The 18,029-nt window shown below is 47.8% G+C and carries 9 protein-coding genes; 1 reads left to right on the plus strand and 8 read right to left on the minus strand.

What is annotated here, in order from left to right; all coding sequences use genetic code 11:
- Window positions 1-80: 80 nt before the first annotated feature.
- The 4 genes from B3A20_RS14425 to sbcD form a co-directional block, all read right to left on the minus strand.
- Window positions 81-1,727, minus strand: a complete 1,647-nt coding sequence (locus B3A20_RS14425; protein ID WP_290766250.1) for a hypothetical protein — start codon at window positions 1,725-1,727, stop codon at window positions 81-83.
- Between the two features lie 48 nt (window positions 1,728-1,775).
- Complete coding sequence (locus B3A20_RS14430; RefSeq protein ID WP_290766253.1) at window positions 1,776-4,550, minus strand: InlB B-repeat-containing protein; 2,775 nt, start codon at window positions 4,548-4,550, stop codon at window positions 1,776-1,778.
- Between the two features lie 68 nt (window positions 4,551-4,618).
- Window positions 4,619-8,167 carry an AAA family ATPase gene (locus B3A20_RS14435; RefSeq protein ID WP_290766256.1) on the minus strand — a complete coding sequence of 1,183 codons (3,549 nt, stop codon included), beginning with the start codon at window positions 8,165-8,167 and terminating at the stop codon, window positions 4,619-4,621.
- 11 nt (window positions 8,168-8,178) lie between these two features.
- The gene (sbcD, locus tag B3A20_RS14440; protein WP_290766259.1) at window positions 8,179-9,495 is read right to left on the minus strand and encodes an exonuclease subunit SbcD; all 1,317 of its coding nucleotides are present in this window, start codon (window positions 9,493-9,495) and stop codon (window positions 8,179-8,181) included.
- A gap of 175 nt (window positions 9,496-9,670) precedes the next feature.
- On the opposite strand from sbcD, the gene B3A20_RS14445 reads away from it, so the two are divergent.
- Entirely contained in the window at window positions 9,671-10,063 is a 393-nt protein-coding gene (locus tag B3A20_RS14445; RefSeq protein WP_290766262.1) for a hypothetical protein, read from the plus strand.
- A 215-nt stretch (window positions 10,064-10,278) separates the two neighbouring features.
- On the opposite strand, the gene B3A20_RS14450 is transcribed toward B3A20_RS14445, so the two are convergent.
- From B3A20_RS14450 to B3A20_RS14465, 4 genes are all read right to left on the minus strand, one after another.
- Window positions 10,279-14,784 carry a hybrid sensor histidine kinase/response regulator gene (locus tag B3A20_RS14450; RefSeq protein WP_290766264.1) on the minus strand — a complete coding sequence of 1,502 codons (4,506 nt, stop codon included), beginning with the start codon at window positions 14,782-14,784 and terminating at the stop codon, window positions 10,279-10,281.
- A 105-nt stretch (window positions 14,785-14,889) separates the two neighbouring features.
- On the minus strand, window positions 14,890-15,105 hold the full coding sequence (locus B3A20_RS14455; protein ID WP_290766266.1) for a hypothetical protein: 216 nt from the start codon (window positions 15,103-15,105) through the stop codon (window positions 14,890-14,892).
- A complete protein-coding gene (locus tag B3A20_RS14460) occupies window positions 15,102-16,502 on the minus strand; it encodes a DNA methylase (RefSeq protein ID WP_290766269.1) in 1,401 nt (466 codons plus the stop codon). Before B3A20_RS14460 ends, B3A20_RS14455 begins: the two co-directional genes overlap by 4 nt.
- A 35-nt stretch (window positions 16,503-16,537) precedes the next feature.
- Complete coding sequence (locus tag B3A20_RS14465) at window positions 16,538-17,911, minus strand: sensor domain-containing diguanylate cyclase (RefSeq protein ID WP_290766272.1); 1,374 nt, start codon at window positions 17,909-17,911, stop codon at window positions 16,538-16,540.
- Window positions 17,912-18,029: the final 118 nt, after the last annotated feature.

Raw genomic sequence — 18,029 nt, forward strand, 5'->3', positions numbered from 1 at the left:
CCTCCGCGATGCGGAGGCTCTTTCATTTGTTAAAGGAACTGTAGTCGCAACGCGAATGCCGCGACAAAAGGAAAGTCGCACTACCCGTTCATTATATATTCGGCATTCTCGAGAATGTACGAGTCTTTGGACTTCTGGTCTTCGGGAAGACGGTCAAACGGGATAATGTCATGACGCGTAAACGTGCGCTCATCGGTCGGACCTGAGCGATAGCCCATCAAGAGCATGGACATCATCCAACGGCGATGTTCCGCTTCACGCAACAGATAGTCATCGTCCGAAATTTCAAAACAGCGTTTGCGAAGCGGGAGTGCATTCGCACAGTAAATAGCAGACGTTTTATCGGCTTCGCTCAAGCGGTACCACATTTTTTCTTCGGTGTCACGGGTATCGGGATTTTCATTGCGTTCTCGAACGTAGTTTGCACGCTGGCCACGTTCTACGCGCTTGGAATGCACGAATTCCTTCATTTCATCAATATCACCCATAATACGCACATAGCCATACATGCCACTTTCGTTGATATGCTTGATGATATCGTCGTTCGCTTCGCGCCAGTAAACGGCGATGTCCGCGTTATCGTAAACCGCACGCGGCAAGTGTACGAGCGTCGAAATAGCCTTGGAGGCGTCTTCCTTACAAATGCAAACGACAAGGCGTTCCTTCGGGCTTGCAGCCACGGCAGCAATAAAATTACGAGCCAAATCAGCTTCGCAGTAAGCATCGACAAAGTTCCATTCGACATCGAGGTAATCGCCACGCGCTGTTTCCGGGTCGTGCGTGACTTTGTTTCCATTGGCATCGACATAGGTGTACTTCGAGAGTCTAAAAAGTCCCATGCGGGAGACCACTAGGCGATCCACCCATTTTTCGCAATCTTCATCGACAAATGTAATGCAGGTTTTTAACCCTGTGCGGCTGAAGTTCGGGTAATGGCAAATATTTGCGACCGCAAACGCAACCGCCTGGGCAATCGGACCTGTACCAATCAGCACGACATGCAAGCGTTCATTTTCTGGTTCACGAATCGTCGGCAAAAAGTCCGTACCCACAAGTAGCTGCTCCGACATGAATTCGTATTCGTTAAAGACGTCAACTAGCAAATGTCCCTTATTCTGTTCGGGGGCCTTCAGGTACCACAAAATTTCTGAAGTCGAGGGATCGCTCAACAGCAAATGGCAATGGATATCTCGCGGAGCCTTTTCGCAAACGATACGCAGCACCTCAATGCAGTGCAGGTTGCGCGAATCGCGTTCGGGGCCGTCTTCACCAATCACTAGAATTTGGCTTGCCAAAAGAGCGCCTGCAAAAAGCAAATCTTCTTCGTTCTCGTAATCTTTCTTATAATGGATAAAACGCCCATCAATATCGCGACGGCTCACAACGACTATCGGGCGCTTATCGTCTTTGAGCGCACGCAAGATACTTTTGAGCTGATGCCCCGCACCAAGTACAAGCACGTGGCCACGCACATCGACATGCTTTTTGCCTTCGCGCATGGATTCGGACGTATTCTTGAAAACATTGATCATCACGCTGATGAAGAGCACCGCGAAAACGACATAGCCCGACAAGAAACCTTTCCAGCCAAGCGTCTTTTCGCCAAGCACCCACGAGCCGAGGAAAACGCCGATGACAAAAATAATCAGGGACAAGCCCAGCAAAATCAGAATTTTTTTTGCTAGTCCGTTCGACCAGGCGCCTTTAATAAGTCCGTTATAATTCATGAAACGCTCCCGAGAAATCCAACTATATTATAGCTAATTTCTCGGGATTTATGGCGCAAGGAATTTCTTACGGTAATATGCACCCCGAACTTTGCGGCCATCATTGATAATACGACCCAAGGCGTTATACGTTTTCTTCAAATTGACCATACGGGGGTTGCCGCCAATCGTTTTGGAGCGTGCAATATCGACCGGACCAACATCAATTATGGTGGTATCCTTATAACCGCGGCCATAGTAAATAAACGGTTTTTCTGTACGGTAGTCCCATTCTTCGCCATCGATGATAAGCTTACCTAACGTGCTGCCATAAGAAGCTGTCCCCACGCTATAAGGACTATCGTCTGCATGTTCCGCATCCACATCAACGTACACCATCACAACATCCGGTGTAATTATAATGTTCCCACCATGGCTATAGATTCCTGCCCCGAGTCCCGAAGAATACCTACCGCCCGTGGATTTCACCGTTCCACCAGTGATGATGATATCGCCAAAAGTTTTGTACTCGCTAGCAACGAAGCCCACGCCTCCAATACCCGGAGCATCACGGCCACCGACAGCTGTAACAGCACCGCCTGATATCACCACAGAATCTTCACTGCAGATTCCCGGGACCTCATAAGTTCCTGTTGCAGTCACGTCACCACCGCTAATCAAGACAGCGCCTCTGCCACCGCCAATCGCAGCCCCAGCATTCGTTCCTGCCTCAGCGACAACAGACCCGCCGCTAATTTCAACAGTAGCACACATTGCCCCAAATCCATTATAATCCGAAACCTTGCTACATCCAATCCCGGCACTAGCATAACCGCCCTTTGCCGTAATATTTCCGCCACCAATCTTGATAACGTTGTTCACACTGTACAAGCCGCCACCAATAGCAGGAGCATTTTCTCCGCCCTCGGCAATAACAGTTCCCCCCGTAATTGTAATGGCACTATTTTCGCCACTACCACTGCTATAGCCACCGCCAATGCCAGCTGCGCCTCCATTTCCTATTGCAGTAACAAAGCCGCCCTTAATTGTGATGCTACCATTTTGGCCGTCATTGCTACCACCAATCCCAGCCGAGCTGTGTTTACCCGTAGCCTTAATGGTTCCGTCAAGGATTACGACATTACCACTTTTAGAAGATTGACCCACACCGCCGATACCCGCACCCCATCCACCTGCAGACGTTTCCAGAGAACCCTTACCATCAATCGTGAGCGTACGGCCCTGTGGCACATAAATACCGGCACTCGTCCAGCAATGTCCCTTTGCAATATTATCACCATCCAAAATAATCGTGCAATTTCCTTCGCATGTAAGGCCAGACCAGCTGGGTTTATCCCAGCCACACTTGTACACGCCTTGATATTCGTAGCGCTCTTCATCAACACTATCGATTACCGCATCCTTGATTTTTATCGTCGCATCGGCCTCAACCGAGACCTTGTAAGAGTCCGCAAGCTTGCCCATAAGGATATCACCTTTTCTCGCAACATAGTCACCCGTCAACGAAGACAAATCAACAACCTTCCCCTCACTCACCGTAAACTTGAAAGACTGCGAGCCCTTATAGTCGCCAACGCCTTTAACCGTAAAGACATAATCGCCAGCAGAAGTTATAGCATTCGCCCCGAATTCATTTTGACCTTTCGTAACAACGACTTTGTAATCCGTACCTTCCTTCAGATTTTTTCCGTCTAACGATGTCACAGAATAAGCCACCGGAACAGGATTTTTTCCATCAAGGAAATAATACGGCCTGACATCGTCAATGGTAGCCCATGCAAGGTCAGCCAGCTCTTTCCACTGAGCGTAAAGCGTCACCGTATCACCGACATTGCGTGCATGGCAATTGACTTCGGCACGGTCGCCATAAGAAACGCCTTTGCCATCGGCAGATGTATTCCAGCCGACAAACATCCAGCCATCACGAACAAACGCATTTTTTGCAAGTATTGCGGTCGCGCGATAAATAGCCTTCTGGTTATCCATCGTTCCCGTTGCGTCGTCATGATTCTTGTCGAACTTGATCGCCCAAAAATTTCCTGGAACAAAAGTAAAGACACTGTCGGGCGCTTTTTCTATTTCAACGCCATCAATAGTCACCTTGCCGTGAATGCCGATGTCACCCAGACCAATTCCACTCACAGCACCTACGCCTTTTTCAGCAACAACTTTTGTCACTCCAGACGTAATCGTGACATCGCCACACTTTCCATGGTGAGAGCATCCAATAGCGGCGGCTTCACCACCACCTTTAGCAGTCACCTCGCCACCGCTAATGACAATATTGCCACATACACTACCGACGTGACCACCACCGATACCCGCCGACGAAGACCCGCCAACAGCTGTAATCACGCCACCACGAATTTCAATATTGCCACAATCCGAATAATAGTAACCGGAACCAATGCCCGCAGCAAAGTCGTCGGAGCGGACGTCAAGGGAACCAGGGCCATCAATAACAAGCGTGTGGCCTTCCGGGATATGAATACCGGGAGAACTCTGATTAGACTTAACAAAATTAGAGTCTTCAAGGAAAATCGTACAGGAACCTTCACAAATTATACCTGCACCACCTTCATACCCTTCCCTGACAACAACCGCATTTTTGAGCACCACTTCGGCACCATCAGCAATTGACAGCATATAGGCACTACTCAACGTATCCGTAAGGGTGTCACCGGACTGCGCTACATAGTCCTCTTCGAGCTGCGCAAGATTTATCGGTTCAGCCAAAGCTGCCGATGAAGCGAACAACGCCATCCATAAAAGCACATAACGTTTAAACGGAACCTGGGCTTTGAATTTTGGCAACATCGGCATACTTTTCACTCCTTCTCAACGAGCTACGAATTATAGACTTTGTGCAAATTATAGCAAATCCCATCATTTCAATGGCCGTTTTTCACACCCGCCCCGCTCAAGAAGCTACGGCCACCATTGTGTGTAACTTCGATATGTGTTCTGAGTTCACTTTTGACCACATCCACGTGCGTAATGACACCCAGGAGCTTGCCTTTTTCCTGCTGCATTTTCTGGAGCACGATAACCGTTTCCTGGAGCATCTTGGAGTCAAGCGTTCCAAAGCCTTCGTCGAGGAACATGGAATCAATACGCACATTGCGGCTGGCAAGCGTCGAAATTCCAAGCGCGAGAGAAAGACTCACGAGGAACCCTTCGCCACCGGAGATGTTGTCAATCGGGCGAACGGTATCGCTATTGTCATGGTCCACAAGCTGGATGTTGAGCGTATTCGGCTCCGTCACCATCTCGTAACGCGGGAACATGTCGCGCAGGTAGCCGTTTGCGATTTTCAGCAAATTGCGGAGCGTAATCGTCTGGATGAACTTGACAAATACATCGCCATTGCCTGTATCAAGCCTGTTGCCGTTAAACCAGCGCTGCATCTGTTCCCAGTCGCTACGCTTGGACTTGAGTTCCACAAGCTTTGCCTGCATGTCGTTGAACTTTTGACGGAGTTGTGCATCGTTCTTCCGCTGTTCCGTCCAGGTCGCAAGATTTACGGTACATTCGTTCAGCTTGGACTTTGCGGAATCGCGATTCTGCTTTGCCACATCTTCGGTTTCTTCGAAGTTGCGCTTCTGCTGATGTTCCGCGAGCTGGTCGTTGAAATTCTTGACCGACGTCTGCGCCGTCGTCAGGCTATCATCCACAAGCTTTTGCTTTTGCTGGAGCATTCTGCGTTCTGATTCCGGGAGTTTTGCATCCATGAATTCCTGCTCATTCGCAAAATTCTTCGAAGCGAGATTCTCGAGGAAAAGCGCCTGGAGTTCAGCAAGTTTCGGTTCAGCATCTGCAATGTGGCGGTTCAATTCCGCAATGGAATTGTCAAGCGCAATTTTCGCTTCGCGCATTTGCTGTTCCAAACGGCGGGCTTCATTAGACACACGTTCAGCCGTGTCGCGCAAGGTTCTCGCCTTGTTGCGTTCATCATCCACAGACTTTTCACCAAAGAGCTCGTTACGGTTCTTTTCGAGCGTGGCGAGATTTTCGCGAAGGCCGTCTAGCTTGCGCTTGGTTTCATCGAGTCTCGACTGAGCCTGTTCAAGATTTTCCTTGAGTTGTTCCACATTCGAGCGGAACGTTTCCAAGTCGCTTTCGACCTTGACCTTTTTATCTTGAGCCTTGCTCCACCAGTCATTCTTCTTTTCGAGTTCGGCAAGGAGCGCGTCCAGATCTTCCATGCGGATATTCGAGAACCACGGTTCAAGCAATTTTTCGATTTTCTGCGAGAACTCCTGCACCTTATCTTGCGCCTTTTTAAGAGTTTCCTCTGTACGGCTCAGGTTGCCCACGAGATTTGCTCTTTCAACAGCGGCACTGTTGACCTTGTTTTGCAAGTCATCGGCATTCTCTTTTTTTTGCAAATACGTTGTCTTAAGCGTCTGCAGATTCTGCAAAACCTCACGAGCATTTTCAAGAGTCACGCTTCCAAGAGTCGCGCTTTCCTTCCACGGCTCAAGTTTAGCGTTCAAAAGTTCAAGCGAGGCCGCTTCGGCAATGGACTCATCATTCTGCTTTTGCGAACTTTCGCGAAGCAATTCTTCAAGATTCTGCTGTTGCGTTGCAAAGCCATCCAGTTTGCGCTGGACCTGTTCCATTTCACCATTGATCTTACGCAACTTGGCGGCAAAATCGTTCAAGCGTTCTGCGCCATTTTCAACCTTTGCCGAATCGTCACACGAGAGGTGTTCACGCGAGCCGCAAACAGGGCACGGTTCGCCCGGCTTCAACGCGTGACGGAGTTCAGCAACAACAACGGGAATATCATCCTGGATAATCGTTTCCTTCTCATTCAGGAGCGTTGACAATTTCGTCTGAGCCTGTTCACGTTCACCTGTCAAACCTGCAATTTGCTTTTGCTTAGATTCAACATCACTCTGCAAACGCACAGATTCACCGTGATGGCGTTCCGCATCGCTAGCACAGCCATTCATTTCGGGCAACAAATTCACAAGGTCCGCATCGATCTGATGTTCGTTCAAATAATCCCGCAACGCACTCAAATCTTGCTTTTGCTGTTCGCTTGCTTCATCAAATTTCTGCAGCCCTTTTTTCAGGGCATCGAAATGCAGAGATTCAACAGCAACTGTAGCGTTTTCATGGTCTCTTTCCAGGGCAATCGCTTTCAAGAGAGGCAACAAGCCATCAATCGCATCATCTTTTTCGTTGTCTTCAATGTACTTTTTGACTTTTTCAAGAGCGCCTTCATTTTCAGAAATTCGATCACCGAACTCCTTGATTTTCGTCTGGGTCGTGCTAATTTCAGATGCAATTTTTGCGACATCAGCATCCGCATTTTTTACCTGCGTACGTGCATTTCGGATATCGCCATCCAGCGTAGAAACCTGCTGCCAGACAGATTCATTGGCAACATATTCTGCCTTGCATTTTTCAAACGCAGCTTGCTTTTCGCCATTATCCTTTGCAGCACTTTCGAGTTTTTCTTCGGCTTCGGGGAGTCTGCCATTGCACTCGCCGAGTTGCGTTTTCATGTGTTCAAGATTTCCACGCACAGAATTGAACTCTGCATACGACGATTCGACTTCTTGCGCACGCAACGCCCGTTCCAGTTTTTCGCGGTCCGGTTCAAATTCAGCCTTGGCGCGTTCTGCAGTTACGAGCAGCCCCTTGGCCGTGTCCAAATGCGATTCAATGCCATGCAGAGTTTCGAACCAAGTGCAAATGTTGCGGAAGCGTTCTTCTTCATGAGCGAGCGTATCCTTTTGAGAAGTCGCCTCTTCAATTTTTTTGCCCAATGCATCAAGCTCTTCTTCAGTCAGCAACGTGACTGCGCCCATCTTGGTTTCAACGTCTTCGACAGCCCTGTTTGCATTGGCATACAAGTCATGAACCGCCACTGCAATTTTTCTGTAGATTCCATCGCCCGTCAGCTTTTCAAGAATCGCCGCACGTTCATTTTCATTGCATTTCAGGAACTTGTTGAACTCACCCTGCGCAAGCATCATGGACTTGGTGAACTGTCCAAAGTCAAGACCAATCACGCGTGTCATCGTCGATTCGATTTCGGCCTGCTTTGAGAAAGACGCTTCAATAGTCTGCGAAGTTTCATTCGTCAGCGCCCAGGAATATTTCTGCAACTTATTCGTTCTCGAAGAGCGGTGCTGATTCCAGCATGCCGAATAGACAACGCCCTTGCATTCAAAAGTCACTTTTGCAGAACAGCTCTTGGCCCCGTAAGTCATCACCTCATTGGAATCGCCCACAATGGCACCCAAGCGCGGCGTCTTGCCATAAAGTCCAAGGCAAATCGCATCGAGAATCGACGTTTTTCCGGAACCAGTCGGGCCCGAAATGCAAAACATGCCACTATTCGCAAAATCCGGCGATTCAAAATCGATCGTCCATTCGCCGGCAAGGGAATTGATATTACTGAATTCAACCTTCTTAATCTTCATCGAGCACTCCCTTAAACATTGTCCTGAGCTTTGGCGACAGCTTCGTTAAACAGACTAATAAACTTATTGTACTGATTTTTCACAACTTCAGATTCATCGCTTTCTTGAGCGTTCGATGCAATGAGCATTCTGAAATAATCTTCCTTGGTGTACTGCTTTGTAGATTCCACGCAGTCATCAAACGCATTAGCACCTCGCAGAACCTCTCGAGAAACGCGATGGCGCTTGACCACAAAATGCTTGCCCGATTCTTCGGCTTCGAGCGCATCGTTCAAGTTCACAAAATTGCCCGTTGTCAAAAGCAAGTCGACATACGTTTCCATCGGATTTGCAACGAGCTCTTTTTCAAGATTTCGCAAATCGCGCTTGAGAGTTTCAAGATCGCCCTTGAACTGTTCAAAACGCATCGATTTCGGGACTTCCGCCTTTTCAACAACAGGCGCCTCATTCGGCTTCACATCGACCGTAAGCACAACGCGCTTGCAATTCGATTCATCAAAGCCCATCACGAACGGCGAGCCCGAATAGTGCACCTTCGGATTCTTGGCAACCATCGAAGCATAATGAATATGCCCTAGCGCCACATAATCGAGTTCACTCGGGAACGTCGAAATATCCACATTGCCAAGCGTCCCGATGACTTCACGGACACCATCTTCTACAGAATTTTCAGGAACTGTAGCATTGCCATCCGCGCTAGATTCTCGCTCATCGCCGTTACGGCCCGAAAGGTTCGAAGCGTACAGATGCCCGGTCGCAATAATCGGGATATTTCTATCCCCGCGCAATTCTACGGCGTAGCGGTACACATCAGCATAAAGGCGTTTCAGCAAATCTTCGTCAGACACATCAGCACTTTCGCTAGATTCACGTTGCCCGGCCACCTTAAAAAAATGCTCCAGTTCCAAATTGCGCATGAACGGCACGGCGCAACAAATGCCAATCACCTTATCGTCACCATCCTTAAGTTCAACCACCAAATCTTCAACCTTGCGGTCGTTAATCGAGCCCACCACCTTGATATTCAGCGCATCGAGTATGCCCCCCGGCGCATCGAGAAGCGAACCCGAATCGTGGTTACCGCCAACGACAACGACATTGGTGCAGTTCGTTTTCAGGAGTGATGCCAAGAATTTGTAATACTGCGTTTTTGCCACATTCGAAGGATTCACGACATCAAAAATATCGCCAGCAACGATAAGCGCCTGGGCTCCAACTTGTTCAATTTCACTTTTCAGCCATTTCAGGAATGCAGCCGTTTCATCCGTGCGGTCAATGTCATGCATCATATTACCAAGATGCCAGTCTGCAGTATGGATAAATTTCATCTTCTAAAAACCTCTAGTTCTTTATCGTTTCAAATATAAAAAATGTAAATGTCTATTTATGACAAATCTAGAGCTTTCAGCTTGAAGGCATTTTATAATGCTGAAATGAAAGTTATGCGGGCGGGGCCCCAGCTCGGAGTTGCAACGAAGTTCTAGGTTTTACTATAATTCAATCATGGATTACGAATATAGTGTTATCGGGTCGGTTTATTGTAATGCAGAGGCGCTCGCATCGGCGCCAGACACCCCTGTTGAATACACATACAAGGGCTACAAGTTTTTGCTCCGCAATTTCAGCGAACAGATAAGCGTCAGCCTACGCGGCATCACCGACCGCAACTCCAAAGGCGATTCCTGTAGCATCCAAGAAATCTGCAAGAACATCCCGGAATCCATCGTCATCGAAGTTTGCAGGAACCTCTCCGAAAAATTCGCCTGCACCGTATCCATGCGCAAGGGTTACGAAGTCTACGGAAACGCAAACGTCTTTAACGGCGGTTCCGACTACGAAGTTATCGAAGAGAAATGGTTTAAAGTCCAGTTCGAAAAAGGAATTGAAAAAAGATAACACATCTTTTTAAATCTTTTTCGAATCTAAATAGTACATCATGCGGGCGGGGCCCCAGCTCGGAGTTGCGAAGGCCGCACGGGCCCCTCCCTGCACCCTCCCCATCCTTGGCCGACGCTTTATTCTCACGACGAATTACAAAGCTTCCGCTTTTTCATTTTTCTCGCAATTAACAAAATTGCAAATCAATATTTTTTAGAACAGTGATAAAAAAATCACTTAAAGAACTTGGCGAGGGTGGCGCAGAGCACATCAACGTTCACGGGTTTTGCCACATGGTCGTTCATGCCCGATTCTAAGGCAGCGCGCTTGTCTTCCTCAAACGCGTTTGCAGTCATCGCAATAATCGGCACATTCGCCACATCCTTATTCTCCAATTTGCGAATCCGGCGTGTCGCCTCGTAACCGTCAATACCTGGCATCTGGACATCCATCAAAATAGCATCGTACTTGATGGAGGAATACTTGAGCTTTTCAACAGCCAAGTCGCCACGTTCCACAGCAGTCACTTCTATGCCACGGTCTTCTAGAATTTCCGTCGAAATTTCGCGGTTAAGTTCATTATCCTCAACAAGCATCACCCTGCGGCCCGCAAAGCCATACGTCTGGGGTCGCCGAGAAACACTCTTCAGCGCAAAATCAGGATCCAGCGAACCTCCCGACGAAACGACACTGAACTTGCCAAGCATTCGCTTCAAATCCGAGGGGAACAGCGGCTTTGCAAAGAACGATGTCACGCCCGCTTCATACGCTTCCCTTTCGATATCGAGCCAGTCATAAGAAGTGAGCACCACAATCGGCGTTTTCGCCCCTATCACCTTGCGAATTTTTCGCGTAATCTGAATGGCCTTCATCTCCTGCACATTCCAGTCAATCAGAATCAGTCGGTATTCATCTTTTGCCACGCGCGATTTTTCAATGCAATCAAGAGCGCTAGCATCAGAGGAACAAATATCATAACGCAAGCCCGCACAATCTAAAGCAGCGGCAACGGTTCTGCAAATGTTCGGTCGGTCATTGACGACAAGGCAATGCAAGCCCTTGAACAATCCGCTTTCCTGAGCGGTAAGGTTTTCGCCAAGTTTAAACTTGAACGTCATCAAGACTTCGGTGCCGACATTTTCTTCACTCGACACTTCAATCGTCCCGCCCATCATGTCTATAATATTTTTCGTGATGGACATGCCAAGGCCCGTCCCCTGAATGCCGCTCACCGTAGAAGAATTCACGCGGGTAAACGGATCGTAAATCTGTTTCAAGAAACTCTCGCTCATGCCGATGCCGTTATCTTTCACCAGGAACTCATAAACGCCATACCCCACTTCGGCAGGCAATTCCTTGACATTCATCGTAATGAGTCCATTTTTCGGCGTGTACTTGATTGCATTGGAGACAACGTTTAAAAGCACCTGGTTCAAGCGCAATTTATCGCAAAGAATCGTCTCGTTGTAGATATTTTCAAGTTCCACAAAGAACTGTTGTTTGCGATTGCGAACATCCGACTGCACAATGCCCTTAAGTGTGTGGACAATATCCGAAAGACTTTCCGGGCGATTGACAATATTCATCTTGCCCGATTCAATACGGCTCATATCAAGAACATCGTTAATCAGCGAAAGCAGATGCTCCGAGGATTTCCCGATTTTAGCAAGGTAATCGGCAACCTGTTCCTTGTTGTCAACATGTTCAGCGGCAAGTCCTGTAAATCCGATAATGGCGTTCATCGGTGTGCGGATGTCATGACTCATGTTGTTGAGGAACGTCGTCTTCGCGCGGCTAGCAGAATTCGCCATCTGTAGCGCCCGTTCCAAAGCTTCCTGGTCTTTCTTCTGCTTACGCGTTTCTTCGTCAACGCTATGGAAACCCGCCACAATCTGCACTGGGTTTGTAGCCGTCAGCACAAACTTGATTTGCCAATATTCAACGTGTCCAAAGACATTCGCCTTGAAGTTCACGTAATAGGCGTTCTTGTTCTTCAGATTTTCGAGAACAACTTCTCGACGTGTCGCCTTACAGAAGCCTTCGCGGTCCTCTTCGCAGACAAACTTTTCGACAATGGCATCAATTCGATTTGCAAAGCCTTGAATTTCGTTCCAGTTCGGGAACAAACGCAAGAAGACGTCCGTACAGCGGTACACGTTTTCATGCATGGAAACAGTATCTATATAGCACACCAAGTCAAAGTCTTCGGCAAGGCCTTGAATCACCGCCTGCTGCTGGATTTCCTTGCGAAGCACATGATCCTTGTCGGCAAAGCCAAGCGCCGCAAATTTCGGATGATCCGAATCGCCCACCTTCACGAACTTCATCTCGCAATAGCGATTAAGGAAGTTCACGTACATCGTATTAAAGCTTTTCTGGGTTGCAAGTTGCTCGCGGATATTCTTGATAGACCCCGCCTGGAGCATCCGATTCTTGTAAATGCCACTCACAAACTTGTCGACGTAAACAGAGTACGCTGCCGAATACTTGACGTTACGCTTGAACGTTTCGCCAAACGAATTGGCAGTTGTCTTGTTCATGGAATAAGGCGTAATCTCTTCGGTTTCGAGATTGATGTAGTACACCGACGTGTATTCTGACGATAGCGCTTCAATAATGGAAATATTGCGTTCGAGTTCTACTTTCTGTTCTGCAATTTTCTTGTTCAGCTGGATTCTTTCGGCGCGTTTCTTGTCCACTGCGGCAAACGTCATAATCACAAGAGTCGCAACGCCATTGCGGCGTTCCACGACCTGCATCACAAAGCTTATCCACGGATTCTTGAAAATCGAAGCCTTAAAGAGCAATTCGCGACGGTCATCGTAAGCAAGGAGACGCTGGATATACCGCGGGCTTGCAAGGCGCATCCATTCTTCCTTGTATTCGCTATCGACAATTTGCACCATCCGAGAAGCGCGATAAGAACATGTATTGCGTTGCAGTTCGTTGCCAAAATCAACATTTTTCGAGGGCAAAATTTCACGAGCCGTATCGTTCGACAAATCGCAAAGGAGAATCGCCTCGTACTCCGCCATAATCTTTTCGTGAACAAAGCGTGCGCTAACCTCGTCATCACGGTTTGCAAAGGCGACCACCATTGCCGTCGGCTCTTCATTTTCATCATCGACCTTCACGAACTTCATTTCGCTGTAGCGGATTTGCCCCGCAACATTCGAACGGAACAACGTCACATAGGTCTTATTGTTCTTAAGGTAAGCCTTGATGTTGTTGAGTTCACCAGCCTCAAACATTTTTGGCTTATCGGCGTCATAAACAAAGTCTTTTACAAAGCTCAGGTACACTTCATTGTAGAGCGCACCCTTTTTTATCATCGTCTCATAATAACGCTGCGACAACTCGTTCATGGAATATGGAATCACCTCTTTGGTCATGAGGTTCACATACATCACCGAAGAATATTCCGACGCAAGCACATCGATAATCGAAAGGTTGATTTCCAGTTCCTTTTTCTGCTGCACGAGCTTTTCGTTTAGGCTGAGCCTTTCGGACTGGTCCCTATCCACAACCGTAGCCGTCATGACAAGCGTTACCGGAACACCGTCAATCCTATCCAGGACACGAAACACGTTGCGACACCAAAAATACGAGCCGTCACCCGTCAAATGCTTAAAAACAATTTCCCGGCTATCTGTAGTCGCAAAAATACGTTTCAAGTTTTCAATACTTCCAAACTCATTCCACTGTTCCCTGAATTCCTCATGAACATATGCAGACGCATTCTTGAAGCCGACTTCAAAAGGAATAATATCCTTTTCTTTTACGCCATTGTAATACTTTGACCTGCGAACAACCTGTATGATATTCTCTTCCAGGTTGATAAGGTCAATGTTTGCAAATTCTTCACTGACTTTTTCGTTGATTTTTTTATTGATGACTTCATCGTTCTTGTTGACAAAGCCCACCAAAAATTCATTATCGTCACCGATATCAAAGCGCATCACGCGCGCTTCGTACCAGCGGGCATAACCATGAGCAATATCACGGAACAGGTAGCGGAAACTACGCTCACGAGAAAGGCGGTCAAGGACATTGTTTATGTCAAGGCCTTTCATCATCATCTCACGATCAGCGGGATGAATGACGTCCATAACAACAAGCCCACCAATTCCATCGAGCTTGCCCTCGGCCGGAAAAAAACCTTTGAGTTCGTCCTTGCAATACAAAGTCCTGAACGTGCTCTTTGTCGGGTTGAAGACAAAAACGGATTCCACCTTTTCGCCAAACTTCATGACGATATTTTCATTGAGGTGGCGTTCAAGTTCGTAGCGCTGCTTGGAACGGATGTCGCGGTCCACATTGCGCAAGCGGAGCACAAAGCCCTTAAGCCCTTGTTCATCGCGGTCAGCAAAGAAGCTCATCTGGAAATAGACTTCCGTACCGTCAAAAAGGCATCTGAAAGGCACTACATACTGCGAGTTTTTTTCAAGATTTTGGACAATGACATCGCGAAGAGTGCTCCTGTCAAAAATATCACGGTCTTCGTCACAAACAAAATTATCACGGATTAAAATAAGACGCTTACGGAGATTGCATTCTCCACGAAGCGCAGGAACGCGTGCCACCAGAAAATGACTCGCATGAAAAATTTCTACATCATCGCCATCGGGATTCTTCGATATGTCCACATAGCAGACACAATCAAATTCATCAGCTATGGATTCAATAATCGCATTGCTCTTTTCGATCCGAGATTGTTGGTTCAAATCCTTATTTATCATCCTGATCCCGCCATAGTAAATATATCAAAAAAAGCAAAAATGCAAATACATCCTGCCAAAACTTGCGATTATGGTCACAATCGGCAAAGAACTCTTAAAGTAAACCTAAAAATCCATATTTTTGAGCCTTTTCACGTCGCGATTTTCTTCCAAATGACGTTCAGCAGTTTCTGCAATTTTTGCACTATGGCCACGCAGCGCCGCAAACGGGCTGAAAATTTTTGCACGGTTCATCACAGACATTCTTGGGTGTTTCATCAAGAAATTCCAATCGTTCCGTGGGTACGGCAAGTCGATGATATCTTTGTAATCGTCTATCACGCCTTGTGTCCTCCGATTTGCTGGTTACGCTCGCGGGTGGTCGCGCCTTCCTGCATATCCATTCCCTTGAAAATGGCATTATTGCCAAAGCGCTTCTTGATGGCAATCTGCGCCTGCATCATCTTCTTTTCGCGTTCAATCTTTTTCACATCCGTGAAAAGGTCATAGCTTTCTTGCGTTGCCTCCAAGACGTTATTCGCCGTGAGGTTCAATCGCTTTACCGTGAGCGACGGATTCATGATGCGGTCGGCAAGTTTCATGACCGCATCAGCAATTGTCGAGGCCGACGAAGTGTAATTTAAGAGAGGCGCCGTTCCGTGTGCAGGTTTCGGAATTTCGCGACCATAGCCATCAATAACTGTTTCACCGTGATAAATTCCCTTGTCTACATTTTCGCGGTCATAGCCCACGTGGAGCGTAAGGCCGTTTGTGACTAAGCCTTTTTCTACAAGGTCAAGCGCAAGCGTATCCACCATTTCGCGGATGACAATTTTCGCCTTGGCACATTCGTACGCACAACTTAAAACCTGCCCGCCACCAATGCTATGCGATTTTGACTTGTAACGCTTGATTTCGGCAATGCCGCAGGGTTCGTAGCCCCACGCATGGTCAATCAAAATTTCTGCATTCACGCCAAACATCTTGTACAGCGCATCAGGATTCTTGACACTTGCACGTGCGAGGTCGCCCATCGTAAAAATTCCACGCCCGTTGTTCAAGTAACAATGTTCCAAGCGCTCCGCAATGCCGCGGCCCAACTGCCAAAAGTTCGTCAGTGGCCTGTGCCCCCAAAGTTCCTTGCGGTACGTCATCTCGTCAAGTTCCGCAATGCGCACTCCATCTGCATCAGGAGCCACATGCTTTGCCATCACGTCCATCGCAATTTTGCAAAGGTAAAGGTTCGTCCCAATACCAGCCGTTGCCGTGATGCCTGTCGTTTCAAGCACATCCTGAATCATTTCTTTTGCAAGCTCGCGCGCCGACTTCTTGTACATCGAAAGATAATGTGTCAAGTCGATAAAGCACTCGTCAATCGAATAGACGTGAATATCCTCCTCACTCACGTACTTCAAATAAACTTTGTAGATTCGGGTCGAATATTCCACATACTTCGCCATCTGCGGCGGTGCGATGATAAACTGGATATCTTCACCTGTTCGGCGTTTCACCTCTCGCACTTTTTGGTTGACCTCGAACAAGCGCGCACGCCCCGGAATCCCGTAAGCCTTGAGGCTCGGCGTTACAGCCAAGCAAATCGTCTTCTCCGTGCGGCTCGCATCGGCCACCACAAGATTTGTCGTCAGCGGATCAAGTCCACGCAGCACGCACTCCACAGACGCAAAAAACGACTTCAAGTCGATAGCAACATAAGTACGTGTTTCGCGCGGCAATCTCATACGTCAAATATAGAAATTACTGCACAAAAAATCACTCACCGATATTTCAATTCCGGATGCGCTTCGTAGTACACGGCCTTGTTGGCGTACATACGTTCATCGGCAAGTCGCATCGCCTTACGGATATCCTTCTTGCCATAGCAGACACCGATAGAGAATCGGACTTCTTCCGTTTTTCCGGACAAAAAATGAACTTGCGCCACGCGGTTCTGTACCTCTTCTTCAGAAATTTCGGTCACAAGAATCATGAACTCGTCGCCACCGGCACGGTACACCTCGCCATCGCGGAACACGCTCTGTAATATCGAAGCTGCCGTGCGCAACATCTTGTCACCTGCGCTATGCCCCATTTCATCGTTCACACGCTTAAGCCCATTTAGGTCCGCAAAGAGCACTGCCTGCGGTACAGGTTCTCCGCCATCCAGAATGCGATCCACGCGGTTGTTCATCTCATTACGGTTCTTGATTCCCGTCAAGGTGTCAATCGCGCTCAGGATTTCCAGTTTTTTCAAAAGCTGGTAGCTTGAAATTTCGGACGCAAGAAAGTACGTCGTGAGTTCAAGCGTTTCCTTGATTTTCACAATGTCATCGACATCAAAATTGATGACCCACATGTAGCCGAGCAGTTCTCCGCCATGACGAAGCGGGAACAGCACAATCTTTTTCACCCCAGCCTGGTCCAGAGTCGAAACCCAAAATGGATTTTGCTCTCGCATTTTTTCCACATCGCGTTCATCCTTTAGAATGATGCACGTACTGCCGGCAAGCGTATCGGGCCACGTCCGCACAACATCGTAAAACGAGTCAATGTAGCGCGACATGGGGAAAAGTCCCGAACCTTCCCGAAGCGATTCTGCAAATGTAGAACAAACGCGTTTTTCGTCATCAATCAGCAAGATACAGCAATGATCCGAATTACAAATGGAGCGGACATCCTCGACCACTTCACTAAAAGCCTGCTTTATGTTGTTTGTTCCGCGCAACTTGATACACGCCTTGAGCACATCGGCTGCGGTATCCGCAGAAAGGTCCGCCATCGCCGAAGAATCCGCCTTGGGCGCCACATCGTAACAATAAAGGCAATAGCCGATGTTTTCCTGGTCAGATTTCAGCGGAAGAAGGAACATGTTGAGCCAAAGGTTCATCATATAAAGGTTTACGTAAGCGTGGAGCGGCACGCCATCGTGTACGCAACGGAAACAGTGTTCCTCAAAATTCGGATTCTTCGGGAAGCAGGCTTCATAGGGGCAACCGGGCACAAACGGGTGGTTCAGCGCCGCCATGTCGTCATAGTGCGCCTTATTTCCCGCGACAACGCGAATGTTTCCATAAGTTCCATCTGAAAAGAATTCAACGGAAACAATGCAGGTCTTCGCCTTATAGCGCGATAAAATACTGTCAAAATCCATACTTTAACTCCCCACGAATCTTTAGGCAGGTTTTACTAATATATATCTTTTTAAAAGGAATATATCGCCTCATGGGATTCCAAAGCCTAAAATGCGCAATTTTGAGCATTTTTTCGCT

It is taken from the genome of Fibrobacter sp. UBA4297, assembly GCF_002394865.1.
In the GTDB taxonomy this organism is placed as follows: Bacteria; Fibrobacterota; Fibrobacteria; order Fibrobacterales; family Fibrobacteraceae; genus Fibrobacter.